Source organism: Rhodococcus sp. MS16, from assembly GCF_013277795.1.
Classification (GTDB): Bacteria; Actinomycetota; Actinomycetes; order Mycobacteriales; family Mycobacteriaceae; genus Rhodococcus_F; species Rhodococcus_F globerula.
Map to the genome: position 1 here is coordinate 55,149 of NZ_VBTM01000014.1, position 25,286 is coordinate 80,434.

Sequence of the window (25,286 nt, forward strand, 5' to 3'; positions counted from 1 at the left end):
TGTGATCCCGGTCATCGGGAGACGCTCAAATCCCGTACCGCGCCGAGAAAACTGTCCAGATCATTCTCGTCGACAAAACAGTGCGGGGACGCTCTGACGACGGCGTCGAGCCCGCGCGCTGTCATGTCGAGGAGTGTCGATCCGCGGCTGCTCACCGTCACAGTGATGCTCTGCATCGCAAGTCGACTGCGGACTTCGGCGGCCGGAACCGCGTCCAAGGTGAACGAGACGATGCCGCTGAGGATGGGTCCACGATCCTGGACTGTGACACCGGACAGCGCGCCCAGGCCCGCCCGAAGATAGTTCGCCCTCGATTCGATCTGCTGCGCAACGGTTTCCGTCCCCAGCGCCAAGAGGTAGTCCGCCGCGGCGCCGAGTCCGAGGCGAGCCGCGACACTGGTTTCCCACAGTTCGAATCGTGTGGCATCCGGCGCGGGCACATAGGAATCGGGGTGGGTCCAGTCCGCTCCGTGCAGGTCCATCGCGGCAGGTTCGAGCGCGGTCGCCAGTCCGGGACGGACGTAGAGAAACCCCGTTCCCCGTGGGCCCCGAAGCCACTTGCGGCCCGTGGCGCTCAACGCGTCGACGCCGAGGGCAGCCACGTCGATGGGCAGTTGGCCGACCGATTGGCACGCGTCGAGAAGAACCAGTGCGCCGTGTCGCGCGGCCAGTTCGACAACCTCACGGACCGGGTTGACCAGGCCGCTGTTCGTGGGGGCGTGGACAACCGAGATGACGCGGACACGGTCGTCGAGCATCGCTTCGAGTGCGTCGAGGTCGATCCGGCCGTCGGAATCGCTCGGAATCACCTCGACCTTCGCGCCGGTCGACCGCGCCCGCCCCAGCGCGGCGATGGCGTTGCTGGCGTACTCGACACCGCAGATCAGGACGCGGTCGCCCGGGCTCGAGGGCACGGCTGCAAAAAAGTCGTTCCAGGCGCGGGTTGCGCTGTCGGTCAAGGCGATATCCGAAGGCTGGGCGCCGATCACCCGGGCCAGTGAGTGTGGAACCGCAGCCAGGGCATCGCTGCGGCGATCTGCGGCGACATAGCCGCCGACGTCGGCTTCCAGACGCAGATGCTCGATCATCGCCGTCAATACCGGTTCGGGCGGTAGCGAGGATCCGGCGCTGTCGAGGAACGCCTTGTCGAGGCACCCAGGGGTGTCGCGGCGGATCGAGGTGAGGTCGAACATGGCACCATCCGTTCACTTCGGTGTGGTTCAAAGGCTCTGTGAACGAAGCTATACCGATGGACCGCACCCTGGGGACGTTCGACGCCGTGGTGATCGGCCTTGCCGCGATGATCGGTGCCGGAGTGTTCGTGGTGTTCGTGCCGGCAGCGGCAGCGGCCGGCACGGGATTGATGTTCGGTCTGGCGATCGCGGCATTCGTGGCGTACTGCAACGCCACGTCGTCGGCGCAACTGGCCGCGCGTTATCCGACCTCAGGCGGGACGTACGTCTACGGACGTGAGCAACTCGGGCCGTGGTGGGGGTTCATTGCGGGGTGGTCGTTTGTGATCGGGAAGATCGCGAGCTGCGGGGCGATGGCGTTGACCTTCGCGACTTACGTTGTACCCGAACCGTATCGGAAGCCCGTCGCCGTGGCGCTAGTGGTGCTGCTGGTCGCGGTGAACTATCGCGGTGTCACCAGGACCGCGCAGATGGCGCGAGTGATCGTCGCGATGTCCGTGACGGCAATCGGCGTGGGTTTGTGTGTATCGCTGTGGGGGCCGGGTGCTCATCGTGCGATGCCTGACGTTGTCTTCGGCTCCTGGTACGGGGTTCTGCAATCGGCGGGGTTACTGTTCTTCGCCTTTGCCGGGTACGCCCGCATCGCGACTCTGGGGGAGGAAGTCCGGGATCCTCGGCGCACAATTCCACGCGCAATCCTGATAGCACTGGGAGCTGCGGTAGTCATCTATGCACTGGTAGCGGTGGTTCTTCTGGTTACTCTGGGGCAGGAGAGACTTGCGGAGTCGACCCGTCCGCTCGCGGATGCCGTCGCGCTTTCCGGGTGGGGGTGGGCTGAACCGATTGTGGTCGTCGGCGCCGCCGCCGCATCCGCTGGTGCGCTGTTGGCGCTGATCGCGGGAGTGAGCAGAACCGCGATGGCGATGGGCCGGGAACGGGATCTGCCCCCGACTTTCGCAGCGATTCACCCCAAATTTTCTGTGCCACATCACGCTGAACTGGCTGTCGGAGCGATCGTGATCGCACTGGTCTCGACGGTCGATCTGCGTGGTGTGATCGGGTTTTCGTCGTTCGGGGTGCTGGTGTACTACCTAGTGGCAAATGTCAGTGCGTATACCCAAGGCGGCGCGGATCGGATGTTCCCGCGCTGGCTTCAGGTTGTCGGAGCGCTGGGATGTGCGGTCCTGGCGTTCACGCTGCCTACTTCGGCAGTTGCGGCGGGGACAGGTGTTGTTCTTCTGGGTTGTGGGTACCGGTGGATACGACTGAAAAAATTTGGCGACACGTAACACGGCAAAGGGTGCAATCGGTGTGTGCGGGCTCTATCGTCGGTACAACCGCTAGAGCCCGCGAACCGCTAGACATACCCAAAGGGGAAGTCGAATGGCAACCGCAGTACTGGAAACGACGCTGGACTCACGTCCCGCCGCCGAGGCATACATCGGTGGGGTGTGCTTCAAACAGGGCCCGCCGCGACTCATCGGGACCGAGGTCGAATGGCTGACCAGGGATGCCGGTGGTGGTCGTCCGTCGCTCGAAGCGCTGGCCCACGCGCTGGGTAAACATACGCCCACCAGCATCGACCCGGAATCTCCTGGCGCCCCACTTCCGGGTGGAAGTTATGTGACCGTCGAACCGGGCGGTCAGATCGAACTCTCCTCGGCGCCGCGCACGTCAGCCCGCGAAGTATGCGACTACCTGGGTGAAGACCACCGCGAGTTGAGTGCGCTTCTGCACGATCAGTCCATCGAGATGTACGACGGTTCGGCGGATGAGCTGCGTGAACCACACCGCTTGCTGCGACTGCCCCGATACTGCGCCATGGAACATCAGTTTGCCTCTATCGGGCCGTACGGAACCCTCATGATGTGCAACACCGCCGCCGTGCAGGTGAGCGTCGATGCGGGTGGCAGCCAAGAAGCTATAGCGCGGCGGTGGCGACTCCTCGGCGACATCGGACCGGCTCTGATCGCCGCATTTGCGTGTTCGCCACAGCTGGAAGGGATTCCGCGAGGTGAGTGGGCGTCGCAACGGATGCGGACGTGGCTCGAACTTGATGCCAGGCGCACTATGCCCGTCGTCGATGCCGCCGATTATGCGCAGTGGGCCTTGAACGTCCCGCTGATGTGTGTCCGGAACAGTTCCGAAGACTGGACTGCGCCGCGGGGCGCCACGTTTGGCGACTGGATCGACGGGGCACTCGAATCCGACATAGGTCGTGCGCCCACGTCCGAGGATCTGGACTACCACCTGTCCACGATGTTTCCGCCGGTCCGTGCGGCAGGACATCTGGAGGTGAGGTACATCGACGCTCAACCCGGCGATCTGTGGCGCGTGCCGATAGCCGCGATCGATGCGCTGCTGTCCGGGCCTGCAGTGATGCAGGAAGCAAGTGATGCCGCGGCATCGACGGCGGGCCGCTGGCGTGATGCCGCGGAATACGGGCTGGTGGACGTCGAATTACGTTCGGCAGCAACATCTCTGATGTCGCTCGCAGCGTCGTATGCGCCTGATCCTGAGTTTGTTCGTCTCCTCGATCGTGCGGCCGAGCGGTGTTGTCGGGGCCTGGCACCGGTCGAGGGAACCTGATGTCGGCAGAGGTCACCAAGGAGGCGGTCGAGACCGTCCTGGATCGGGCACGAGCGCGTTCGCTGCTGCTCACCGATTGTGTCGACGACACCGAGTTGATCGCCCAGCACTCGCCGCTCATGAGTCCGCTGGTGTGGGATCTTGCCCATATCGGCAACCAGGAGGAACTGTGGCTGGTACGCGATGTGGGCGGGCGAGAACCGGTCAGGCGCGATATCGACGACATGTACGACGCGTTCAAACACTCGCGGCCCACGCGGCCTGAGCTTCCACTGTTGGACCCGGCCGAATCGCGTCAATACATACGTACGGTTCGAGGCAAGGTGTTGGACGTCCTGGCTGACAGCAACTTCGACGGAAAACCACTCGAACGCAGCGGGTTTGCGTTCGGCATGATCGCCCAGCACGAACAGCAACACGCCGAAAGTATGCTCGCGACACACCAATTGCGTTCCGGCCCTGCGGCACTCGTGGCCACACCAGCTCCCGCTGTGCGGCGCAAGCCCCTTCATGACGAGGTGGTCGTTCCCGCCGGGCCGTTTGTGATGGGTACCGATGACGAACCGTGGGCTCTCGACAACGAGAGAACCGCTCACCAGGTGTATCTGGGCCCCTATGCCATCGACCGATTCCCGGTTACCAACGGTGAGTTCATCGAATTCATCGACGACGGCGGGTATTCCCGGCCCGAACTGTGGTCGCGGGTCGGGTGGCGTCATCGCATCGATGCCAAGCTCACTGCGCCCTTGTTCTGGGAACGCGACGGATCAACGTGGTGGCAGCGGTCTTTCGGCACCGACAAACCGGTAGCGATTCGCCGCCCGGTGGTGCATGTCAGCTACTTCGAAGCCGAAGCCTATGCAACCTGGGCCGGCAAGCGACTTCCCACCGAAGCCGAATGGGAGAAAGCGGCGCGGTGGGATCCCGAATCCGGGCGGTCCCGCCGATTCCCGTGGGGCGATGACGCACCGGACGAGACCCGCGCCAATCTCGGCCAACGGCATCTGTCTCCGGCTGATGCGGGGGCCTATCCCGACGGCGCGTCGGCGTACGGCGTGCAGCAGTTGATCGGGGACGTGTGGGAATGGACGTCTTCCGGTTTCCATCCGTACCCGGGGTTTCACGCGTTTCCCTACCGTGAGTACTCCGAGGTGTTCTTCGGCGGTGATTACAAGATGCTGCGCGGTGGTTCGTTCGGAACCGACAGCGTTGCGTGCCGTGGCACCTTCCGCAATTGGGATCATCCGATCCGGCGTCAGATATTCTCCGGATTTCGCTGCGCCAGAACACTGTCCGGGCACGTCTGACATGTGCCGACATCTCGGCTACCTCGGACCGCCGCGCTCTGTCCGAGATCTCCTGCAGGGCGGAACCCATTCGCTGGTGAAGCAGTCGTGGGCGCCCCGTGAGATGCGCAAGGGTGGAGTCATCAACGCCGATGGCTTCGGCGTAAGTTGGTGGACGGCCGGGCAGTTGGGGCGGTATCGAAGTAGTACCCCGATCTGGTCGGATCCCACTGTCGAGGAAACGCTTTCACATATCCGCAGCGGATCGGTTCTGGCCGCGGTGCGGTCCGCGACCGAGGGAATGGCCGTCGAAGTCGGCGCATGCGCACCCTTTGTCGACACTACCTACGCATTCAGTCACAACGGAGTCCTCACCGGGTGGCCGAGTTCGGTTGCCGCTCTTGCACAGGAGGTTCCGACTGCCGCGCTGCTGACCATGTCGGCGCCAACAGATTCGGCACTGCTGTGGGCCCTGTTGCGTCATCGCTTGCAGGACGCATCTTCGTTGACGGGCACGTCGGTGGAAGCCGCCCTGACCACCGTCATTCACGACGTCGAAGCAGTGGCGCCAGGTTCGCGTCTGAATTTCCTGCTCGGCGACGGGAACGAACTGTGGGCCAGCACCTGGGGCCATACGTTGTACGTTCTCGTCGACGAGTTGCAAGCACTGGTCGCGTCCGAACCCTTCGATGATTCACCCCAGTGGGAACAAGTTCCTGACAGGCACCTCGTCTGCGCCCGCCCCGGGCATTTGATCATCACCCCGATCCCGATGGGAGAACGATGAGCACCCCGATTCTCGAGATCTTTCTGACTCCGGACGACCTTGTCGAGCAACTACGGTCCGACGCTCGCTCCGGCCTGACCGCGCAGGCGAAGTGGCTTGCGCCGGTGTGGTTCTATGACGCCCGAGGCAGTGAACTCTTCGAGCAGATCACCGAGCTGCCCGAGTATTACCCCACCCGCACGGAACGAGCTTTGCTGGCCGAGTGCGCCGGCGAGATCGCATCGTTGACTACACCGAAGATGCTGATCGAGTTGGGTTCCGGTTCCTCGGAGAAGACGCGCCTCCTGCTGGAAGCGATGTCTGATTCACTGCATACCTATGTCCCGCAAGATGTTTCGGTGACTGCGTTGGAAGGTGCGGCCAAGGCGATCAGCGCGGAGTTTCCGGGTATCGACGTCATCGGAGTGGTCAGCGACTTCACCGGTTCGCTGCATCATCTTCCCAGCGGCGGCAGGCGGGCGGTCGCGTTTTTGGGCGGCACGCTGGGGAATCTGATTCCGGGCGAGCGCGCAGAGTTCCTCGCCGGTGTCGCCGAGGTCCTCGGCCAGAGTGAGAGCTTGATCCTCGGCGTGGGGTTGGTGACCGATCCGGCCGTGCTGGTTCCCGCATACGACGACAGCGCGGGAGTAACGGCGCAGTTCAACCTCAACGTGCTCAGCGTGTTGAACAAGCAACTCGGTGCGAACTTCCCGCTGGAAGCGTTCAGGCACGTCGCACTCTGGGATGCCGAGAACCAGTGGATCGAGATGCGGTTGGAAGCACTCCGCGATCTTTCGGTGCGAATCGAAGACCTGGATCTGGATATCACCTTCGCTGCGGGCGAGCAATTGCGCACGGAAATCTCCGCGAAATTCACCGTCGACGGGATCACTGCCGAGTTGGAGGCTGCGGGTTTTCGGTTACAGAAAGTGTGGACCGACGCCGATCAGCGGTTCGCGTTGTTGTGTGCGGAGCGAGCCTGACTTGGGTGCACTCGGATCCGGGCGCGCTGTCCTGATTGCAGCGACAATCGTGATGCTCACGATCCCGTTGGCACAATGCTCCGCTCAGACGGCTCCGCCGCCCGGGAACCTCGAATCTGTTGGCAGCAGTTCGGAAGTCCCCACCGAGGACACGTTGCCGGAACTCGTGGTGACCACCCTCCTCGACGGACTGGACCATCCCTGGGATGTTGTGCAGGCGCCCGACGGAACGGTTCTCACCGGGCAACGGTCCGGAGGTTTTGTCGTTCGCCGCAGCGACAACACGACCGGCCCCGTCACTGCAGACCTTTCGGATCTCTACGCTCGGTCCGAGACCGGACTCATGGGAATCGCGCTTGCCCGCGACTTCGCTCAGTCCCGCACCCTGTACACCTGCCAGGGATTCAGCGCTGGGGGAGTAACGGATATTCGAGTGATCTCGTGGACGGTCGACGCCGGATGGACTGCACTCACGCGAACCGGAACCGTGGTGTCCGGCCTCCCGGTCTCGACGGGGCGACACGGAGGTTGCCGAATACTTGCATCCGGAGACGGAACGCTGTTTATCGGCACGGGTGACAGCGCGACGCCCAGTGTTCCGCAGGATCCGAACTCGCTGGGCGGCAAGGTCTTGCACGTCAACGCGGACGGCACGCCGGCAGCAGGCAACCCCAACCCGTCGAGTCCTGTGTACACACTCGGCCACCGGAACGTTCAGGGATTGGCCGTTCAACCCGGAACCGGCAGGCTCTATTCGGTGGAGCAGGGCACCAGCGTCGATGACGAGCTGAATCTCCTCACCCCCGGCGGAAACTACGGCTACCGACCGGACCGGTTGCCCGGAACATACGACGAGTCGGTGCAGATGACCGATCCGTCCCGCGTGCCGGGCGCGATCGAAGCGGTATGGAGTTCGGGTAACTCGACCCTGGCAACTGCGAGCGCGGCATTTACCTCGGGCCCGCAATGGGGTTCGTGGGACGGCAGCGTCGTCATCGGCGGACTCAAGAGCAAGAAACTGATCTTCGTGCGACTGAGCGACGACGGCCGCAGCGTCGACGCCCAGACGTACGGGTTGGAAGACCAGTACGGACGCCTGCGTTCGGTCACGCCAACGGCCAACGGATCTCTTCTTGTCACCACGGACAACGGCGAGAACGACCGGGTGCTGCTCGTGACGCCGTCTCCGTAGCCGAATTACCAGCCGTAATAGGTGTCAGAAGCTCCAGATCAGCGGAATCAGAACCGTCGCAACCACGAGGAACCACACGAGCATCGGGAGTCCGAGCTTCCAGTAGTCGCCGAACTTGTAGCCGCCAGGGCCCATAACCATCATGTTGGCGGGGGTTGCGACGGGAGTCAGGAACGACGCGGCGGCCGCGACGGTCACGGTCATCAGGAGCGGCACCACCGAGATGTTCAGCTCGGAGGCGACGGAAATTGCGATCGGCGTGATGATCAATGCCGTCGCGGTGTTGCTGATGAGCTGGCCGAGCGTTGCGGTGACGAGGAACAGTCCGGCAACAACGACGTACGGGCTGGCGCCGCCGATGACGTCGACAAAACCGTGGGCGAGTTTCTCGGCAGCGCCGGTCTGTTGAATTGCCGTGGAAAGCGGGATCATTCCACCGACCAGGATGAGGGTGGTCCACGAGATCGAGCGGTGGGCCTGTTCGACGCTGATCACGCGCAGCAGGACCATCGCGCAGGCGGCAAGAAGACCCGCGACGGCGGACGGGACCAATCCGAACGTCAGCATGATCACCATGGCGGCGACAACGACCAGCGACATGATCGCGCGGGTTCCGAGCGGCGCGGCCTGCTTACGGATCAAGGCAGGCGGGTCGACAACAAGGACGTTCGGGTCCACCGACGTGTGAGTGTCCAGGTCGTCCCAACTGCCCTGCAGCAAGAGTGTGTCGCCGGCAGCGAGCCTGATACCGCCAGGCCCACAGGGCTCGCCGGCTCGCGCTGCGGCCAGAACCACCAGATCGCCACTGTCGGTAAGCATGCCGGGGAAAACCTTGTCGCCGATGATCTCCGAACGAGGCGGAACGATCACCTCGACAACACCGTCGTCCTTGGTGATCAGCGGTGCGTCGGATTGATCGCAACCGCCCGCGACGGCGTATTGCTGTGCGAGTGTTTTGGCGTGCCGGCTCAGGTCCGGTGACATCGACGTCCCGGCGCGGTGGGGCAACACGCGAGGACCGAGAAAGACTGCGATCGCAATGGTTCCGAGAACCAGTGGCGCGCCGATCAAGGTGAAGTCGAAGAAGCCGAATGCGCCGACACCGGCGTCGGCGGCGGCGTCGGAGACGATGATGTTGACCGGTGTGCCGGTGAGCGTGAGCATCGAACCGGCATGCGCGGCAAAGGCGAGCGGGAGCAGCAGTTGCGATGTGGACCGGCCGAGTCGGACCGCGAGGACGACCACCATCGGGATCAATGCGGCTACCGCACCGTTCACACTGATCAATGCTGTCAGTGCGGCGACCAGCAACATGATTGCGCTCACCAACCGAACGCGTGAATCGCCTACCTTCGTCAGAAGTTTCTCGCCCGCCCACGTCGTGACTCCTGTGGCGTCGAGCGCTTCGCTGACGACAAAGAGTGCGGCGATGAATATGACTGTGGGATCACCGAATCCGGCCAGTGCCTGTTCCACCGAGATCACCCCGGTTGCGGCCAGCGCCAGTGCGGTTCCGATCGCGATGATGCCGACCGGAATTCTGCCTATGACAAACAGAGCCACAACCACGGCAAGCACGACAAAGGTGATGGTGATGTCATTCACGATTCGTAAAGCTACCTCCCACCACGGCTACCGCCCTGCATCGCATACAGAACGACCCCGTCTCGGAAGGAGGCGGGGTCGAAGGGACGGACGCGGTGGAATTAGTTGGAGGCGGCGATGCGCGCCTTCTCGAGAGCAGCGAGTGTGCGGAGCACGGTTGCCTTCTGCTTGTTGAGATCGCTCAGGCGAGCACGAGCAGGCAGACCCTGGGCAAGTTCGGCGACCTTGATCTGCTCGTCGATGGAACCGAGCTGATCGAGAAGCCCCAGAACGCGCGTCTGCAGCGTGTTGATGTCGACGGTGTCCGTCTTCACCGGAGCGGCAACGCGAGTCGCAGTGCCCGTGCTGGAGGGGCGAGAAGCGCGTGCCGGTGACGTGTCGGCAACAACGGTGGCCGCGCGCGGGCGGATGGCCTTGCGGACAGCGGCAGCGTCGGGGAGAACGTCCATGCGGATTTCGTTGAGGACGCGGCGAGCTTCGCGTGCCGTGACGCGGTATTCACGCTCTTCGTCGTCGTCGGACTGCAGCGTTCCGCCGAGCGGACGCAGGCCGTACATGCCGAGGAATCGCTTGGCGTCGTCGATGATGCCTTCGTTTTCGCGGCACCGTTCGCAGCGCGGTTCGTTGCGGAACATTTCTACGGAGTTGTCGTCACCACACCAGACACAGGATCCTGGGCGCCACCGCCGGACCGTCGGAGCTGAAGAATTCGGTGAATGAGATTCGGGCCGGGATGCCGAACGAGATTCCAGGGTTTGCGCGTCGATCACGACGAGCCACATTAGGCGAAGATTGCGGGCAGGTGAACACCAGCTCGGCGTCGACCTGGGATTCTCCCCGGAGGCGTGACCAAGATCATGCCGATTGTCCGATTCTCGGGTATTTGTGTGTCGCACAAATGGTTTCGTGAAGACCTCTCGGTCTGGTTCAACAGATGAGCGTCCCCGTGAAACACGAAGGGCGCGTACCCGTGACCGTCTGGTCACAGATACGCGCCCGCCCCGCGGTAACGCGAAAGACTATGCGCTGCCGTTGAACAGTGAAGTCACAGAACCGTTCTCGAAAACTTCCTTGATGGTCCGTGCGAGCAGAGGTGCAATCGACAGAATCGTCAGCGTCGGGAACTGCTTCGACTCGGGGATCGGCAGCGTGTTGGTCGTGATGACCTCCTTGGCGCCGCAGGCAGCCAGGCGCTCGGCTGCCGGATCCGAGAAGATGCCGTGGGTGGTGGCAATGATGACGTCGACAGCGCCGGCGTCCTTGAGTACCTTGACGGCGCCGGCGATGGTGCCGCCGGTGTCGATCATGTCGTCGATCAGCACGCAGGTGAGGCCGTTGACGTCACCGACGACGCGGTTGGACTTGACCTGGTTCGGGACCAGCGGATCACGCGTCTTGTGCACGAACGCCAGCGGCGCGCCGTCGAGGGCATCTGCCCACTTCTCGGCAACCTTGACGCGGCCGGCATCAGGGGAGACGACGCAGATGTTGTCGGTGCCGTAGTTGTCGCGCACGTACTCGGCGAGCTGGCCCTGAGCGTGCATGTGGTCGACCGGACCGTCGAAGAAACCCTGAATCTGATCGGTGTGGAGGTCGACCGTGATGATCCGGTCGGCGCCTGCGGTCTTGAGCAGGTCCGCGATCAAGCGAGCGGAGATCGGCTCGCGTCCGCGGTGCTTCTTGTCCTGGCGGGCGTACGGGTAGAACGGCAGCACCGCGGTGATGCGCTTTGCAGATCCACGCTTGAGGGCGTCGATCATGATGAGTTGTTCCATCACCCACGTGTTCAGCGGCGCCGGATGGCTCTGCAGCACAAACGCATCCGATCCACGCACGGACTCTTCGAAGCGAACGAAGATCTCACCGTTCGCGAAATCGCGGGCAGTCTGCGGGGTGACTCGGATGTCGAGTTCCTTCGCAACCTGCTCAGCCAACTCGGGATGCGCACGACCCGAGAACAACATCAAGTTCTTCTGGTTGTCGATCCAATTCGCAGTCACTGGTTCATGCCATCCTTTTGTACTTGCTGATCTGTGCGCTCTGATTCCGAAGCCGTTGCTGCATCGGCCGCAGGAGTACCGGGACGATTTTTCTCGACCCAACCCTCGATGTTGCGTTGCTTACCGCCCGAGACCGCAAGAGCCCCAGCCGGAACGTCGAATCGCAAGACGGTGCCGGCGCCGGTGTACGCGCCGTCCCCGACGTGAACCGGAGCGACGAACATGGTGTCCGAGCCGGTTCGCACGTGCGACCCCACCACAGTACGGCGCTTGGTCACCCCGTCGTAATTGACGAAGACGCTCGACGCTCCGATGTTGCTGTGATGGCCGATGGTGGCGTCGCCGACGTAGGTAAGATGCGGAACCTTCGAGTGTTCGCCGATCTCGGCGTTCTTGGTCTCCACGTACGCACCGAGTTTGCCGTGAGCGCCCAGGGAAGTGGCCGGACGTAGGTACGCGAAGGGGCCGACGGTGGCGTCGTCGCCGATTGTCGACTCGCTTGCGTGCGAGCGGACGACAACGGCCCTTGCACCGACAGTGACATCGGTCAGAGTGGTATCCGGGCCGATCACAGCGTCTTCGCCCACTGACGTGGTGCCGGCCAACTGCACGCCGGGAAGCAGCGTCACATCTTGCGCGAGAGTGACGTCGCAATCGATCCACGTACTTGACGGATCGACAACGGTGACGCCCGCCCGCATCCACTTTTCGAGGATTCGACGATTCTTCTCACGTGCCAACGTCGACAGCTGCACGCGATCGTTTGCACCGGCGACCAGAACCGAATCAGCGATGTGCTGAGCGCGGACTCGCTTTCCGGCGCGACGGGCGATCATGATCACATCGGTGAGATAGAACTCGTGCTGAGCATTGTTGGAGTCGAGGGACGACAACGCATCGCGAAGCGTCTCGACATCGAATGCGTAGACGCCGGAATTGACCTCGGTGATGGAACGCTGCGAGTCCGTCGCTTCTTTTTCTTCGACGATCGCGTTGACTTCACCGTCGGTGGTGCGCAGGATCCGGCCGTACCCGGTGGGGTCGGACGCCGTGGATGTCAGGACTGTCACCGCGGCTGCCGGCGCGCTGATGTGGCGCTCGAGTAGATCCGCGATGGTGGTGCCGTCCAGGAGCGGGACGTCGGCGGCAGTCACGAGTACCGTGCCGCGGAAATCTGCGGGCAGCCCTTCGAGTCCACAACTGACCGCGTGGCCCGTGCCCTTCTGCTCGTCCTGAACGGCGATGGTGATCGCGCGATCCAAGTCGGTGGCGACGGATGCCACAGCTTCGGATACCCGTTCGCGATCGTGGCCGACGACGGTCACCAAATGCGTCGGATTCAACGACGCGGCAGCGTGGAGGGAGTGCGCGAGCATGGTGCGGCCGGCAAGAGTGTGGAGCACCTTGGGGGTCTTGGACTTCATCCGAGTGCCTGCACCCGCTGCGAGAACGATCACGGCGGTTTGCACTTGTTTGAGCTCCCTCTTGTCGATCATCAACTACCGGCTCCGCCGCCAGGACTCGAACCTGAACTATCTGAACCAAAATCAGAGGTGCTGCCATTACACCACGGCGGATTGCCACGCTCTCCGAACCTTGCGGCGGATTACGCGCAAGAATAATCGCATGCCGACCCGGTCTAGGTCGAACCGCTCCTCCGTTTTCGGGTCGAGCAGTGCCGATAGGCTTGCTGAGAGCGGTGCGGTGACAACCGTCCGCCGTGTGGGGAGAGAGGCAATGATGGCGACGGTTCCCAATCCGATGGGCAGTGATCGCGCACCTGAACGGGCAGCTCGGGTGCGGATGACGGGAACACAGCGTCGTCAGCAGTTGATCGAGATCGCCAGGGCACTTTTTGCCGAACGTGGATACGAAGCAACTTCGGTCGAGGAAATCGCGCAGCGGGCGAATGTCTCGAAGCCTGTCGTCTACGAGCACTTCGGCGGTAAAGAGGGCTTGTACGCCGTGGTCGTGGATCGCGAGATGTCGCGACTGTTGGAGATGATCACGTCATCGTTGTCGCAAAACCGCTCGAGAGTTCGAGTCGAGCGAGTAGCGCTGGCGTTGCTCACATACGTCGAGGAACACACAGACGGCTTCAGGATCTTGGTTCGTGATTCGTCCGTCGTGGCGCCGAGCGGCACCTATTCCAGTCTCCTCAACGACGCCATCAGTCAGGTGGGATACCTGTTGGCCGGAGACTTCTCGCGGCGCGGATTCGACCCGGGACTTGCAACGATGTACGCGCAGGCACTGGTTGGGATGGTGTCGACCACAGCCACGTGGTGGCTCGACGAGCGCACTCCGTCCAAGGAAGTTGTGGCCGCGCACCTCGTGAATCTGTGTTGGAACGGCCTCACCAATCTCGAGGCCGATCCGCAATTAGAGGGTTAACGCAGGCGTGCCTGTCGCCGAAGTATGGAGCGCAGTCTAAGCTGTGTTGGCTGTATCACGATCGTTCGATGGGCAAATGTGGTTTGTTTGCGTGGGGTGTTCTTTGTTGCAAAGCGCCTTCCATTTTGACGCTGTGAACGGGTAATGGTGAGGATTCGTTCGATGTGTGGTGACTGGAGGCCGGATCGATGGTGAGGCAGGAGCGGGCGGAAGCCACTCGTGATTCGGTACTGCGCGGTGCAGCGGGGGTTTTCCTGCGTCTGGGATATGCAAACGCCAGTCTGAGCGAGATCATCGCCGAATCGCAGGTGACCAAAGGGGCGCTGTACTTCCACTTCGGTTCCAAGGAAGAGCTCGCCCGCGCGGTAATCGACGAAGGGTCTGCTCGTTTCGACGCCAAGTCGGAATTGTGGCTGGACCGCCGAACACCAGCACTGGAATCGCTGATCGGTGTCTCGTCGGTGGCAGTCGATACTGCCGCACATGACGTACTTGTTCGTGCCACGTTCCGTTTGCTGGTCGAAATCGGTGACTACCGTGGATCGGGTCCGGCAACGTTCGACGTCTGGCTCGATATTTTCCGGGAACTCGCCACCAGAGCTGCCGATGAAGGTGACCTCAAATCCGACGTCGACTCTTCGGACATTGCGCGCTTCTTGTTGCAAATGGTGACGGGTGTCCGATTGATAGCTTCGGCTACGGGAACAATGCGTGATTTGTCTGAGTCGATGAAGACGTCCTGGAACATCATTCTTCCGGTCGTCGTTCCGGAATCGAAGGTCGAATACTTCCGCCAGTTTGCTGCTCGGCGTCTAAGTAGTGACCACTGAGTTAATCCGGTTTCGACGGTCCGAATGGCGTTCGGGTCGGTGACCTGGACAGTTGGTGGGATGTATCTCCCATTTGTGTGGATCTAATCGTGTCACGGAAGTGGTGTTGGCCTATATTGGGCTTTTGAAACAAACTCAGAGTATGTTTATCCCGTAACTAAATGTCCGATGGTCCGATCTTGCCGACCTGCTCGACGTTGCGGTATGTTCTTCCAGTAGCTGAACAATTGCTGCAACCTGTCGATCGGTCAGGGAAGCTCGATTGTTCGAGACGAAGTCGGTGTACCGGGCGGGGTAGGGGGTCGCCCGGTCCATCGATGAAAGGGGTATCGAAGATGGGTGAATCTGTACCGTCGGGGACTTCGGCAGTTTCGGCTGTTTCGTCAGCAACATTCGATGCGACCCCCCGGATCGGCTGCGACGTAGTCAATGTCGTGGATGTCAGTCGAAGTATCGATCTGTTCGGGAGCCGATACCTCGAGCGGACGTTCACCGCACGCGAGTTGGAGATCTGCAGCGGGGCTGCCAGGGATCAGCGACTCGCGGCGCGCTTTGCCGCGAAGGAAGCAGTGGTCAAGGTTCTCCGGCCCGCGGACACAGCAATTCCATGGAATTCCATCGAGATTACGCGTGAGCTGTGGGGGGGATGTGGGGTAGAGCTTTTCGGCGAAGCAGCAAAACTTGCTGTGGCACAGGATCTTCAGGATTTTCAAGTGTCTATTTCGCATGAGGCCGACGTCGCTATCGCCATGGTGATTGCCATGCATCGCGGCGGTTCGCAACAAACAGAAGGACTAAGTCACCGATGAGTGATCAGGCAATTCGCAAAGTGCTCATGGAGCATGGTCGGCTTGCAGTCGACGTCGGCACAATCGACATCGACGCCGATCTGTACGCGTTGGGTTTGACCTCCCATGCGAGTGTCAATGTGATGCTGGCGCTGGAAGATTCGTTCGATATCGAATTCCCGGACGAGTTGCTCCGGAAGAGCACTTTTGCCAGCGTCAGGGCGATCGAGAGTGCGTTGATCGGCCTGGGTGAAGCGTGAGCATTCCGCATCCCGACGTTATTGTCGAGCCCGCCCTCGATCGGGCACGCCGTGTCGCAGACGAAGTTGCTGCCGTGTGGGCGGCCGAGGTGGACGAAGACTCTCGATTCCCCGTCGAGGCGGTTGCTGCGATGCGCGAGCAGCGTCTGCTCTCTGTCGCCGTTCCTGCCGAGCTCGGTGGCGACGGCTTGTCCTTGCGTGAGGTTGCCACCATCGCGCGGATCATCGGATCACGCTGTGCGTCCAGCGGAATGATCTTTGCGATGCATCAGACGCAGATTTACTCCCTGGTCAAGCACGGCAACACCGAGGCGCTGCGGGCGTTCGTGGTCGAATCCGTCGAAAAGCAGTTGCTGCTCGCATCGGCAACAACGGAGTTGGGAATCGGCGGCGACGTCAGCCGAAGTTACTGCGCTGTAGAGGATCTCGGTGGCCATCTGCTGCTGATCAAGAACGCGCCGGTGATCTCGTACGGCGAGCATGCAGACGCGATTCTGGTCACCGCCCGACGTTCGCCGGAAAGTCAGCCGAACGATCAGGTTCTTGTTGTCTGTCGCAGCGGGGATCTCACACTGGAAAAGACTGCCGAATGGAACGCATTCGGGTTGCGGGGAACATGCAGCCTCGGGTACATCCTGCGGGCGACGTCCACGCCGGACATGATGATCGATACTCCGTACGCCGACATTTCCACCAACACGATGTTGCCCGTCTCGCACGTCGTGTGGAGTTCGGTGTGGCTCGGCATCGCTGACGCGGCACTCGACAAGGCGCGTAAGTACGTGCGCGCCGCGGCGCGCAAGCAGCCGGGAGTCTCGTCGCCGGCAGCGCTGCGACTGGCTGAAACAGCTTCCACTGCGCAACAATTCGCGGACCTGGTTGACGCATCCGCCAGTCGCTACGACCGCGCCGTCTGCGCTCGCGGCGAACTGGATGGGGCGACGACAACCGACAGTGTCGGGTTCTCGCTGTCGATGAACAACCTGAAGGTCGCCACATCGAGATCTGTGGTGGAGATTGTCGGTCAGACGATGTTGATCTGCGGTATCTCCGGATACCGAGAAGACAGTGAGTTCTCGCTCGGACGGCATCTCCGTGATGCCCACGGGGCTGCCGTGATGGTGAACAACGATCGCATCATGGCTGGGTCCGCTCAAATGGCCATCGGATACCAAGGAACAATGTGACTACCGACTTCGTGAACGCCGAGACCGATTCCACCCCTTCCGAACTCGATCTCGCCAGGGCCGAGTTTCAGCGTGAATTGCTGAGTGCCGGAATTCTCATCGAGACAGATGTTCTAGGTCTTTACGGTCGTTCCGGGTTGTTCGAGGACATCATCGACGGAATCGACCGCGTGGTCGTTGCTGCGGGTCCCGGATCCGCAGCAACGCGTCTGCGCTTTCCGCCGGTGTTTCCTCGCACGAGTTTCGAGCGCACCGATTACATCGCGTCGTTCCCCAACTTGACCGGTGCCATCAATACCTTCAACGGAAGCAATCGTGATCACTCACAGTTGCTCGCAGATCGCGCCAACGGTGAATCGTGGGATCGCTATCTCGAACCGACCGAGACGATGTTGGTGTCGGCCGCGTGCCACCCCGCCTACGCTCAGTACACGGGTGAGTTGCCCGAAGGCGGAGTGCTTCTTGATATCTACGGATTCTGCTTTCGGCACGAACCGGCCATCGATCCAGCCCGTATGCAGGCGTTCCGCATGCACGAGTTCGTGACGATCGGCGACGCCGACGCCGCTGCAGCTCACCGCAAAAAGTGGATCGAACGCGGAATGGGAGTCTTGGGCGACCTCGGCCTCGATGCCACGCCGGTCATTGCCAACGATCCGTTCTTCGGAAGGGCCGGCCGGATGTTGGCGGCCAACCAACGCGATGAAAACCTGAAGACGGAGTTGACAGTTCGGTTGTACGGCGATCTCGACGAGGGTACGGCAATCGTGTCATCCAACAACCACCTCGATCACTTCGGCAAGACATTCGACATCACTACCGCCAACGGGGAGGTTGCGCACAGTTCCTGCGTCGGTTTCGGAATGGAGCGAATCGCTCTGTCTCTCTTGCGAACACACGGTCTTGACATTGCTGCCTGGCCAGGCGGCGTCCGTGGACATTTGGGTTTGTGATGGCCAGACTCCTCGATATCACCCCCGATCGCTACAACCCACATGCCGTGCATCACGAGGACCGGGTGTGGGCGCAGACCAACTGTTACCTGGATCTCTGGATCGAGGTTCTGCATTCGCTCGGCCTTGACCCGGTTCCCGCCATGGCATGTGCGTTTGCGTCAAGGTTCGACGGTGCTCAGTGGACGTTCCTCAAGTTCAAGGCCGAGGATATCTTTGCGCTCTACGGGATCGACGTTGCCGAGATGAACGTCTGGCGCGCGCCACTGATACACGTCGAGGACAACCTCGAGGCAGGAATGCTGTCTACGGTGGAGGTCGACGGTTACTGGCTGCCGGACACATTGGGTACGAGTTACCATGAGACGCATACCAAGACAACAATTGTCCCCAACCGGATCGATCGAGTAGCGGGAGAACTCGAGTACTTCCACAACAGTGGATATTATGTACTTCGGGGCGACGATTTTTCCGGGGTTTTCGATCTCGATCGTTCGAGCATCCCGCCTTTCGTTCCTTACGTCGAGCAGGTCCGTCTTTCACCCGTTCACGAGATGAACGCGGGAAACATCGCAGAAGTAGCTCGTCGGAACGCGGCAGTTCGGCCTCCGGGAAATCCGGTACGCGAGCTGGGGCGCAGGGTCGTCGAGGATTCGGAGTGGATCCGCACAGCCGGCATGGAGGCATTCCATCTGTGGTCGTTCGGGTTGCTGAGGCAGTGCGGCGCCAGCGCTGAACTTGCCGGCGATGTCAGCGAATTTCTCGATGCGTCAGGGTTTTCCGGTACAGCGCAGGCGGCGGCGGGGTTCCGCAGTGTCGCTGCGGGCGCCAAGAGTGTGCAATTTCAGATGGCGCGTGCGGCGAGGGGGCGCGTCGTGGATCCCCGTGATCAACTCGACGAGATGGCGGTGTCCTGGACACAGTCCATGGACATCATCACCTCCATTGTCGGAGTTGATTCCCAGCGACATCTCAGGTTGGTGTGATGCCGCGGAAATACGCTACAGATCTTCTCGAGCAAGCGCAGTGGCGCTGTATCGCAACGCAACCCGGCGAAATCGTGAATCCCGCGCAGCTTTCGGGAAAGACGGGATGGCTACCGGCTACGGTGCCGGGCACGGTGGCCGGGGCGGTCCGCGAAGCCGACGGCTCCGCTGCGGCTCGTCGGGTGGCTGCCGACGCCAGTGATTGGTGGTTCGTCACGAGGGTTGCCACGGCCGGTGAGGGGTCGTGGCTGCTCCACCTCCAGGGGCTGACGGCGGGCGCGGACGTCTGGGTCGATGACACTGTCGTCTTGTCTTCTGAGTCCATGTTCGTTCCCGGTGAGGTAGTCGTAACCCGTGAGGCGGCCAAGAGTCGTGAATTCACACTCTCGATCCACTTTCATTCTCTGGCAACAGTTCTGAGTACGCGTCGGCCTCGTGGCCGATGGCGTTCGTCGTTGGTGCGTGAGCAGGGCCTGCGATGGATACGTACAACACTGCTGGGGAGTGCACCCGTATTCGCCGGTGTGCCGGTGCCGGTGGGGCCGTGGCGGGGTATTCGATTGTTGGACGTCGGCAAGGCAAGCGTCGTTTCCCGGACTCTTCACGCTACCGTCGATGGAACGTCCGGGGCCGTCGAGATCTCGGCGCGTCTCACGGGTCTGCCCCGCACGGTCACGGCAGTGCCGGTGACCGTCGGAAACGTTCGTGGTTCCCTCACCGTGACATCGCGAGACGGTGGACTTGCCGTCGTATCCGGCGTCGTCGAAATTCCTGATGTGGATCTCTGGTGGCCGCACACGCACGGTCGGCCGCATCGATACTCTGTGTCGATCGACGTGGGCAGAGATGTGCTCCACCTGGGGCACATCGGTTTTCGTAGTCTCGAGGTAGATCGAACCGGCGGTGGATTTCGAGTATCGGTCAATGGGGTCGACGTGTATTGCCGGGGATCGGTGTGGGTGCCCACCGATCCCGTCTCCTTCCAAGGCGAGGCGCAAACAACGTCGGTGCTCGAGCGTTGTGCAGCGTCCGGCGTGAACATGCTGCGTATTCCCGGAACCATGGTCTACGAGAGTGATCACTTCTGGAACGAATGCTCGAGGTTGGGCATTCTCGTCTGGCAGGACGCGATGCTCGCGACGCTCGATCCGCCAGACACCGACGAGTTCTTTGCACTCTTTGCCGCCGAGGTACGTGCGTTCCTGCAACAGGTCGGTGGCAACCCGGCGCTCGCAGTTTTCTGCGGAGGAAGTGAAACCGAACAGCAACCGACCATGCTCGGTCTGGTCGATCAGCACATCTCGATCATTCATTCCCGCTTGCCTGCGATGCTCGAGGAACTCGCACCGGGACTCGAGTACGTCACTTCGTCTCCGTCCGCACCGCCCGACCGTGAAACACTGGCCACTCACGTAGGCACCGGTATCGCCCACTACTTCGGAATAGGCGGGTACCGGCGTCCACTCGACGACGTGTTGAGCGCGCGGGTGCGCTTCGCAACGGAGTGCCTGGCGTTCTCCATTCCGCCGTCGAACACTGCCGTCGAGAACGAGTTCGGCTCTGTGTCCGTAGCGGGCCACCACCCGTCGTGGAAGGCTGCTGTGCCACGGGACAACGGGTCGTCCTGGGACTTCGAGGACGTTCGTGATCACTACGTCAGAACGTTGTTCGGCGAGGATCCGAGTGAGGTTCGCTGGTCCGATCCGGAACGCTATCTCGACTTGGGGCGTGCGGCGATCTGCGAGGCCTTCGGCGCAGCACTCGGTTACTGGCGTCGAGCAGATTCCGGTTGTGACGGTGCGTTGATCTTGGCTTTGATGGATCTCGAACCTGGGCCAGGGTGGGGAGTCCTCGACTGGCATGGCACACCGAAGGCTCCGTGGTACGTGCTCCGGCGGTACTCGAAACCCGTGGCCCTTATTGTCACCGACGACGGTCTGGACGGACTCCGGCTCGACGTGATCAACGAGACCGGTGACCCGGTGGTTGCCGAAATCCGTATCCGAGCGCACAACAGGTCTGGTGTGGTCCCGGTGGATGTGGTCGCGCCCGTCAAGGTCGACGCCCACGGGAAACGGAGTCTGACGGTCGACGAGGTGGTGGGGCGATTCACCGATCTCACGCACGTCTTCAAGTTCGGGCCGCGCAACTACGACGCAGTCACCATCACTCTCGAGAACGAGGAAGGCGTGGTTATCGACGAAGTTGTGCATCTGTTGGGAAGCCCGGCCAGACCCCTGGAACGCACCGTCGGCCTCGCCGCCATTGCCCGCAGTGTCGGCGACGACTGGTTTGTCGACGTCACCTCGGAAGGTACGGCGCAATACGTGTCGCTGGACCTGCAGGGGTTCGAGCCCGAAGATTCCTGGTTTCATCTCGCACCAGGCGGTGCGCGGACGGTGAGGTTGCGTCGCACCGGTCAGGCGAAGATGGTGATCGGTCGCGTTCGAGCACTCAATTCCCATTCCAGCGCCCCGGTCAGCCCGCCGTTGGTTGCCGATCCACCTCGGCAACCGTCGACCAAGCGGGTTCCGCGGAGGTAGGGCACGCTCGCGGATAGAATCGACTCGGCGTCACGCCACTGCTGGTGGGTGACGCTCGGGTTGTTCGTCCGCAGCTCGCCGTCACCGCCGAGGAGCGCATTCGTTGACTGCCTTGCCCGCTGCCCAGACTTCGCTTGCCGGCCTTGCCGAGGCCGCGCTCGCAGACGCGGCCTTCGCCTCGGTGACCGAGGCGATCGGTAGAGCCACCCTCGACATCGTTGCCCCGAAACCGGCGAGGCCGTTCATCGCGGCCGCGCTTGCATCGCGAACGCCAGTGCTGTTGGTGACCGCAACAGGTCGTGAAGCCGACGATCTGACGGCCGAACTCACCGAGATGATCGGCGGATCGGTTGCACAGTTCCCGTCGTGGGAAACGTTGCCTCACGAGCGGCTCTCGCCCAGCGCGGATACCGTCGGGCGGCGTATCGAGGTTCTCCGACGCCTTGCTCGTCCTGACGATTCCTCGTACGGTGCGCCGCTGCGGGTTGTGGTCACGACCGTGCGCTCTCTGGTTCAGCCGATGGCCCCCGGGCTGGGTGAGATCGAGCCGATCACACTGCGCGTCGGCACCGAGATCGACTTCGAGTCGGTTCTGGTCCGGCTGGTGGAAATGGCGTACACGCGCGTCGACATGGTCGGCAAGCGCGGCGAGTTCGCAGTGCGGGGCGGCATTCTCGACCTTTTCTCACCCACCGCGGATCACCCTGTTCGCATCGAGTTCTGGGGCGACGAAGTTTCGGAGCTGCGCTACTTCTCCGTTGCCGACCAGCGTTCGCTACCGGATATCGACGTCGACCTCGTCATCGCGCCGCCGTGCCGTGAATTGTTGTTGACCCCCGACGTTCGGGATCGGGCTGCCGCGATTGCCGCAGAGAACCAGGCCGACGCCTCGCTGGTGGAGATGCTGGACAAAATCTCGGCGGGTATTCCGGTGGAGGGCATGGAGGCGTTGCTTCCGGTGCTGAAACCTGGTGAATTGCAATTACTTTCCGATGTTCTTCCCGCCGGAACCCACATTCTGCTCTGTGACCCGGAGAAAGTGCGCACCCGCGCAACGGATTTGGTTCGCACCGGGCAGGAGTTCCTGGAAGCGTCGTGGACTGCGGCGTCTATCGGCGGCGCGGCACCCCTCGACACCTCCATCCTCGCCGGCGGCGACTCGGGGCTCGGCGCGTCTGCCTACCGGTCGCTGCGTCAGGTGCGCGAATCCGCCGAAGCGGGTGGGCGTCCGTGGTGGACCGTCAGCCCGCTGGCATCGGGGAGTGGTGAAGAACTCGAACTCCCGATTCAGCCTGCCCCACAGGTGCGTGGGTCGGACGATCTTCTTGCCGAGCTGTTCGTCAGCCTCCGTGCGCACGTGACCACGGGTGGACGCGCGGCCGTGGTTGTTGCCGGTGCCGGCACGGCAAAACGAGTCCTCGAACGACTCGGTGAGGCCGAGGTTCCGGCCACAATGGCTGAGCCAGGTGCGGTCCCGGCACGCGGTCAGGTCTCGGTATTGCGTGGATCGTTGCACGACGGTCTGGTTCTGCACGGCGACGGCGACGTTCCGGGAATGGTTGTCGTCACCGAGGCCGACCTCACCGGCAATCGAGTTGCGGCAGTGGGCGACGGTAAGCGGTTGCCGGCCAAGCGTCGCAACCAAGTGGATCCGCTTGCACTTGCCGCAGGCGACATGGTCGTTCACGACCAGCACGGTATCGGCCGCTTTGTCGAGATGGTCGAACGCACCATCGGCGGGGCCAGGCGTGAGTACCTGGTCATCGAATACGCTGCCAGCAAGCGAGGCCATCCGGGGGACCGGTTGTTCGTGCCGATGGAATCGCTCGATCAGCTCTCCCGCTATGTCGGCGGTGAGCTGCCCGCGCTGAGCAAGCTCGGTGGATCCGATTGGGCGAACACAAAACGTAAGGCACGCAAAGCGGTTCGTGAAATCGCGGGCGAACTCGTGCAGCTCTATGCCGCGCGTCAGGCAGCACCCGGCCATGCATTCGGCCCCGACACTCCGTGGCAGAAGGAACTCGAGGATGCCTTTGCGTTCACCGAGACGGTCGATCAGCTGACCGTGATCAGTGAAGTCAAGGGCGACATGGAGAAAGCCGTCCCGATGGACCGCGTCGTGATCGGTGACGTCGGATACGGCAAGACCGAGATCGCTGTGCGAGCCGCCTTCAAAGCGGTACAGGACGGTAAGCAGGTGGCTGTCCTGGTTCCGACAACTCTGCTGGCGCAGCAGCACCTTCAGACGTTTACCGAACGGATGGCGTCGTTCCCGGTGAAGGTACGCGGATTGTCGCGCTTCACCGATGCCAAGGACTCCAAGGAAATCATCACTTCCATGGCCGAGGGCGAGATCGACATCGTCATCGGCACACATCGTCTGCTGCAGACCGGCGTTCGGTGGAAGGACCTCGGTTTGGTGATCGTCGACGAGGAACAGAGATTCGGCGTCGAGCACAAGGAACACATCAAATCCTTGCGGACCCACGTCGATGTTCTGACTATGTCGGCAACGCCGATCCCTCGTACGCTGGAAATGAGTATGGCCGGCATCCGCGAGATGTCTACCATTCTGACCCCGCCGGAAGAGCGTCATCCGATTCTGACGTACGTCGGGGCCTATGCGGACAAGCAGGTCGCAGCCGCCATCAGGCGTGAGCTCCTGCGCGACGGTCAGGTGTTCTACGTTCACAACCGCGTCAGCTCGATCGACAAGGCTGCCAAGCGAATCCGTGAACTGGTACCGGAAGCGCGGGTTGTGGTCGCCCACGGTCAGATGAACGAGGACACTCTCGAGAAAACGGTTCAAGGATTCTGGGAGAGAGATTTCGACGTCCTGGTGTGTACCACGATCATCGAGACGGGTCTCGATATCTCCAACGCGAATACGTTGATCGTCGAGCGCGCTGATTCACTCGGCCTCTCACAGCTCCACCAGTTGCGAGGTCGCGTCGGACGCAGCCGGGAACGCGGATACGCATACTTCCTGTATCCGCCGGAGAAGCCGTTGACCGAAACGGCATACGATCGCCTTGCCACCATTTCGCAGAACTCCGATCTCGGCGCCGGTATGGCCGTTGCCATGAAGGACCTCGAAATCCGCGGCGCCGGTAACGTCCTCGGCGCCGAGCAGTCCGGACACGTTGCCGGCGTCGGGTTCGACCTGTACGTCCGCCTGGTCGGCGAGGCGGTCGAGGCCTACCGCGCCGCCGCTGACGGGCTCCCGATCACGACCGACGAGGGCCCGAAAGAGGTTCGCATCGATCTACCCGTCGACGCACATATTCCGCCGGACTATGTCACCAGCGATCGGCTTCGTCTCGAAGGTTATCGAAAGATTGCTGCCGCAACAGATTCCGAGGGCATCGCTGCCGTCGTAGAAGAACTTGTTGACCGGTACGGCCCGATACCGGAAGAAGTGCGTCGACTCGTATCGGTGGCGAAGCTGCGGCTGCTGTGCCGCGAGTACCAACTCGAGGAAGTGGCGGTAACCGGTACTCAACTCAAGATCTCGCCCATGTCGCTGCCCGATTCCAAGCAGATCAGGCTCAAGCGGATCTATCCGAGCGCGCAGTATCGGGCGACGACAGGCTTGGTGCAGCTGCCACTGCCGCGAACCGGGGGAGTGGGTTCCGATCGCCTGCGCGACGTGGAATTGCTGCAATACATTGCCGATTTCATCCTGGCGATCGACGGTCGCGCCGCAAGTGCCGTGGTGATGGAGGCATGAC

20 protein-coding genes and 1 tRNA gene are annotated in these 25,286 nt (G+C 62.1%); 15 read left to right on the plus strand and 6 right to left on the minus strand.

From position 1 onward, the window contains the following. Positions 1 to 11 precede the first annotated feature (11 nt). A complete protein-coding gene (locus FEZ60_RS25560) occupies positions 12 to 1,193 on the minus strand; it encodes an aminotransferase class V-fold PLP-dependent enzyme (protein ID WP_172937380.1) in 1,182 nt (393 codons plus the stop codon). A gap of 56 nt (positions 1,194 to 1,249) precedes the next feature. On the opposite strand from FEZ60_RS25560, the gene FEZ60_RS25565 reads away from it, so the two are divergent. From FEZ60_RS25565 to FEZ60_RS25590, 6 genes are all read left to right on the plus strand, one after another. Next, positions 1,250 to 2,482 carry an APC family permease gene (locus FEZ60_RS25565; RefSeq protein WP_172937381.1) on the plus strand — a complete coding sequence of 411 codons (1,233 nt, stop codon included), beginning with the start codon at positions 1,250 to 1,252 and terminating at the stop codon, positions 2,480 to 2,482. A gap of 94 nt (positions 2,483 to 2,576) precedes the next feature. Beyond that, on the plus strand, positions 2,577 to 3,782 hold the full coding sequence (gene egtA, locus FEZ60_RS25570) for an ergothioneine biosynthesis glutamate--cysteine ligase EgtA (protein WP_172937382.1): 1,206 nt from the start codon (positions 2,577 to 2,579) through the stop codon (positions 3,780 to 3,782). Next, complete coding sequence (gene egtB / locus FEZ60_RS25575; RefSeq protein ID WP_141486323.1) at positions 3,782 to 5,089, plus strand: ergothioneine biosynthesis protein EgtB; 1,308 nt, start codon at positions 3,782 to 3,784, stop codon at positions 5,087 to 5,089. Before egtA ends, egtB begins: the two co-directional genes overlap by 1 nt. Before the next feature lies 1 nt (position 5,090). Continuing rightward, a complete protein-coding gene (gene egtC / locus FEZ60_RS25580; RefSeq protein ID WP_033234290.1) occupies positions 5,091 to 5,855 on the plus strand; it encodes an ergothioneine biosynthesis protein EgtC in 765 nt (254 codons plus the stop codon). Beyond that, the gene (gene egtD / locus FEZ60_RS25585) at positions 5,852 to 6,817 is read left to right on the plus strand and encodes an L-histidine N(alpha)-methyltransferase (protein WP_033234291.1); all 966 of its coding nucleotides are present in this window, start codon (positions 5,852 to 5,854) and stop codon (positions 6,815 to 6,817) included. Before egtC ends, egtD begins: the two co-directional genes overlap by 4 nt. 52 nt (positions 6,818 to 6,869) lie before the next feature. After that, the gene (locus FEZ60_RS25590) at positions 6,870 to 8,009 is read left to right on the plus strand and encodes a PQQ-dependent sugar dehydrogenase (protein ID WP_172937468.1); all 1,140 of its coding nucleotides are present in this window, start codon (positions 6,870 to 6,872) and stop codon (positions 8,007 to 8,009) included. Between the two features lie 24 nt (positions 8,010 to 8,033). Here FEZ60_RS25590 and FEZ60_RS25595 read toward each other — a convergent pair whose 3' ends face one another. The 5 genes from FEZ60_RS25595 to FEZ60_RS25615 form a co-directional block, all read right to left on the minus strand. Then, the gene (locus FEZ60_RS25595; RefSeq protein ID WP_033234293.1) at positions 8,034 to 9,614 is read right to left on the minus strand and encodes an SLC13 family permease; all 1,581 of its coding nucleotides are present in this window, start codon (positions 9,612 to 9,614) and stop codon (positions 8,034 to 8,036) included. 101 nt (positions 9,615 to 9,715) lie between these two features. Further along, positions 9,716 to 10,396: a hypothetical protein gene (locus FEZ60_RS25600; RefSeq protein WP_095888468.1), complete on the minus strand. Its 681-nt coding sequence runs from the start codon at positions 10,394 to 10,396 to the stop codon at positions 9,716 to 9,718. Between the two features lie 237 nt (positions 10,397 to 10,633). Next, a complete protein-coding gene (locus tag FEZ60_RS25605; RefSeq protein WP_033234295.1) occupies positions 10,634 to 11,614 on the minus strand; it encodes a ribose-phosphate diphosphokinase in 981 nt (326 codons plus the stop codon). Next, positions 11,611 to 13,110 (minus strand): bifunctional UDP-N-acetylglucosamine diphosphorylase/glucosamine-1-phosphate N-acetyltransferase GlmU, encoded by a 1,500-nt coding sequence (gene glmU / locus FEZ60_RS25610; RefSeq protein WP_202026515.1) that lies wholly within the window; start codon positions 13,108 to 13,110, stop codon positions 11,611 to 11,613. The genes FEZ60_RS25605 and glmU overlap by 4 nt, the downstream gene beginning before the upstream one ends. Positions 13,111 to 13,120: 10 nt before the next feature. Further along, positions 13,121 to 13,191, minus strand: a tRNA-Gln gene (locus FEZ60_RS25615). Positions 13,192 to 13,375: 184 nt separating this feature from the next. Between FEZ60_RS25615 and FEZ60_RS25620 the strand changes: the two genes are divergently transcribed. From FEZ60_RS25620 to mfd, 9 genes are all read left to right on the plus strand, one after another. Continuing rightward, positions 13,376 to 14,008: a TetR/AcrR family transcriptional regulator gene (locus FEZ60_RS25620; protein WP_033234408.1), complete on the plus strand. Its 633-nt coding sequence runs from the start codon at positions 13,376 to 13,378 to the stop codon at positions 14,006 to 14,008. A gap of 188 nt (positions 14,009 to 14,196) precedes the next feature. Further along, positions 14,197 to 14,838: a ScbR family autoregulator-binding transcription factor gene (locus FEZ60_RS25625; protein ID WP_033234297.1), complete on the plus strand. Its 642-nt coding sequence runs from the start codon at positions 14,197 to 14,199 to the stop codon at positions 14,836 to 14,838. Between the two features lie 335 nt (positions 14,839 to 15,173). Next, on the plus strand, positions 15,174 to 15,647 hold the full coding sequence (locus FEZ60_RS25630; RefSeq protein WP_095888469.1) for a holo-ACP synthase: 474 nt from the start codon (positions 15,174 to 15,176) through the stop codon (positions 15,645 to 15,647). Further along, positions 15,644 to 15,886, plus strand: a complete 243-nt coding sequence (locus FEZ60_RS25635) for an acyl carrier protein (RefSeq protein WP_033234563.1) — start codon at positions 15,644 to 15,646, stop codon at positions 15,884 to 15,886. Before FEZ60_RS25630 ends, FEZ60_RS25635 begins: the two co-directional genes overlap by 4 nt. Then, a complete protein-coding gene (locus FEZ60_RS25640; protein WP_045069307.1) occupies positions 15,883 to 17,073 on the plus strand; it encodes an acyl-CoA dehydrogenase family protein in 1,191 nt (396 codons plus the stop codon). The genes FEZ60_RS25635 and FEZ60_RS25640 overlap by 4 nt, the downstream gene beginning before the upstream one ends. Continuing rightward, positions 17,070 to 18,026 (plus strand): amino acid--[acyl-carrier-protein] ligase, encoded by a 957-nt coding sequence (locus FEZ60_RS25645; protein WP_172937383.1) that lies wholly within the window; start codon positions 17,070 to 17,072, stop codon positions 18,024 to 18,026. Before FEZ60_RS25640 ends, FEZ60_RS25645 begins: the two co-directional genes overlap by 4 nt. Then, positions 18,026 to 19,012 carry a DUF1839 family protein gene (locus FEZ60_RS25650; RefSeq protein WP_172937384.1) on the plus strand — a complete coding sequence of 329 codons (987 nt, stop codon included), beginning with the start codon at positions 18,026 to 18,028 and terminating at the stop codon, positions 19,010 to 19,012. The genes FEZ60_RS25645 and FEZ60_RS25650 overlap by 1 nt, the downstream gene beginning before the upstream one ends. After that, positions 19,012 to 21,555, plus strand: a complete 2,544-nt coding sequence (locus tag FEZ60_RS25655; RefSeq protein ID WP_172937385.1) for a glycosyl hydrolase — start codon at positions 19,012 to 19,014, stop codon at positions 21,553 to 21,555. Before FEZ60_RS25650 ends, FEZ60_RS25655 begins: the two co-directional genes overlap by 1 nt. Positions 21,556 to 21,658: 103 nt before the next feature. Next, the gene (gene mfd, locus FEZ60_RS25660) at positions 21,659 to 25,285 is read left to right on the plus strand and encodes a transcription-repair coupling factor (RefSeq protein WP_051730510.1); all 3,627 of its coding nucleotides are present in this window, start codon (positions 21,659 to 21,661) and stop codon (positions 25,283 to 25,285) included. The last annotated feature ends 1 nt before the right edge of the window (position 25,286 follow it).

Excerpts from the sequence above, each read along its gene's own strand:
- FEZ60_RS25565 (WP_172937381.1), top strand. The coding sequence starts at position 1,250 with ATGGACCGCACCCTGGGGACGTTCGACGCCGTGGTGATCGGCCTTGCC.
- FEZ60_RS25650 (WP_172937384.1), top strand. The coding sequence starts at position 18,026 with ATGGCCAGACTCCTCGATATCACCCCCGATCGCTACAACCCACATGCC.
- FEZ60_RS25625 (WP_033234297.1), top strand. The coding sequence starts at position 14,197 with ATGGTGAGGCAGGAGCGGGCGGAAGCCACTCGTGATTCGGTACTGCGC.
- FEZ60_RS25600 (WP_095888468.1), bottom strand. The coding sequence starts at position 10,396 with ATGTGGCTCGTCGTGATCGACGCGCAAACCCTGGAATCTCGTTCGGCA.
- egtD (WP_033234291.1), top strand. The coding sequence starts at position 5,852 with ATGAGCACCCCGATTCTCGAGATCTTTCTGACTCCGGACGACCTTGTC.
- FEZ60_RS25655 (WP_172937385.1), top strand. The coding sequence starts at position 19,012 with ATGCCGCGGAAATACGCTACAGATCTTCTCGAGCAAGCGCAGTGGCGC.
- egtB (WP_141486323.1), top strand. The coding sequence starts at position 3,782 with ATGTCGGCAGAGGTCACCAAGGAGGCGGTCGAGACCGTCCTGGATCGG.
- FEZ60_RS25560 (WP_172937380.1), bottom strand. The coding sequence starts at position 1,193 with ATGTTCGACCTCACCTCGATCCGCCGCGACACCCCTGGGTGCCTCGAC.
- FEZ60_RS25635 (WP_033234563.1), top strand. The coding sequence starts at position 15,644 with ATGAGTGATCAGGCAATTCGCAAAGTGCTCATGGAGCATGGTCGGCTT.
- egtC (WP_033234290.1), top strand. The coding sequence starts at position 5,091 with ATGTGCCGACATCTCGGCTACCTCGGACCGCCGCGCTCTGTCCGAGAT.
- glmU (WP_202026515.1), bottom strand. The coding sequence starts at position 13,110 with ATGATCGACAAGAGGGAGCTCAAACAAGTGCAAACCGCCGTGATCGTT.
- FEZ60_RS25620 (WP_033234408.1), top strand. The coding sequence starts at position 13,376 with ATGGGCAGTGATCGCGCACCTGAACGGGCAGCTCGGGTGCGGATGACG.
- FEZ60_RS25590 (WP_172937468.1), top strand. The coding sequence starts at position 6,870 with ATGCTCACGATCCCGTTGGCACAATGCTCCGCTCAGACGGCTCCGCCG.
- egtA (WP_172937382.1), top strand. The coding sequence starts at position 2,577 with ATGGCAACCGCAGTACTGGAAACGACGCTGGACTCACGTCCCGCCGCC.
- FEZ60_RS25630 (WP_095888469.1), top strand. The coding sequence starts at position 15,174 with ATGGGTGAATCTGTACCGTCGGGGACTTCGGCAGTTTCGGCTGTTTCG.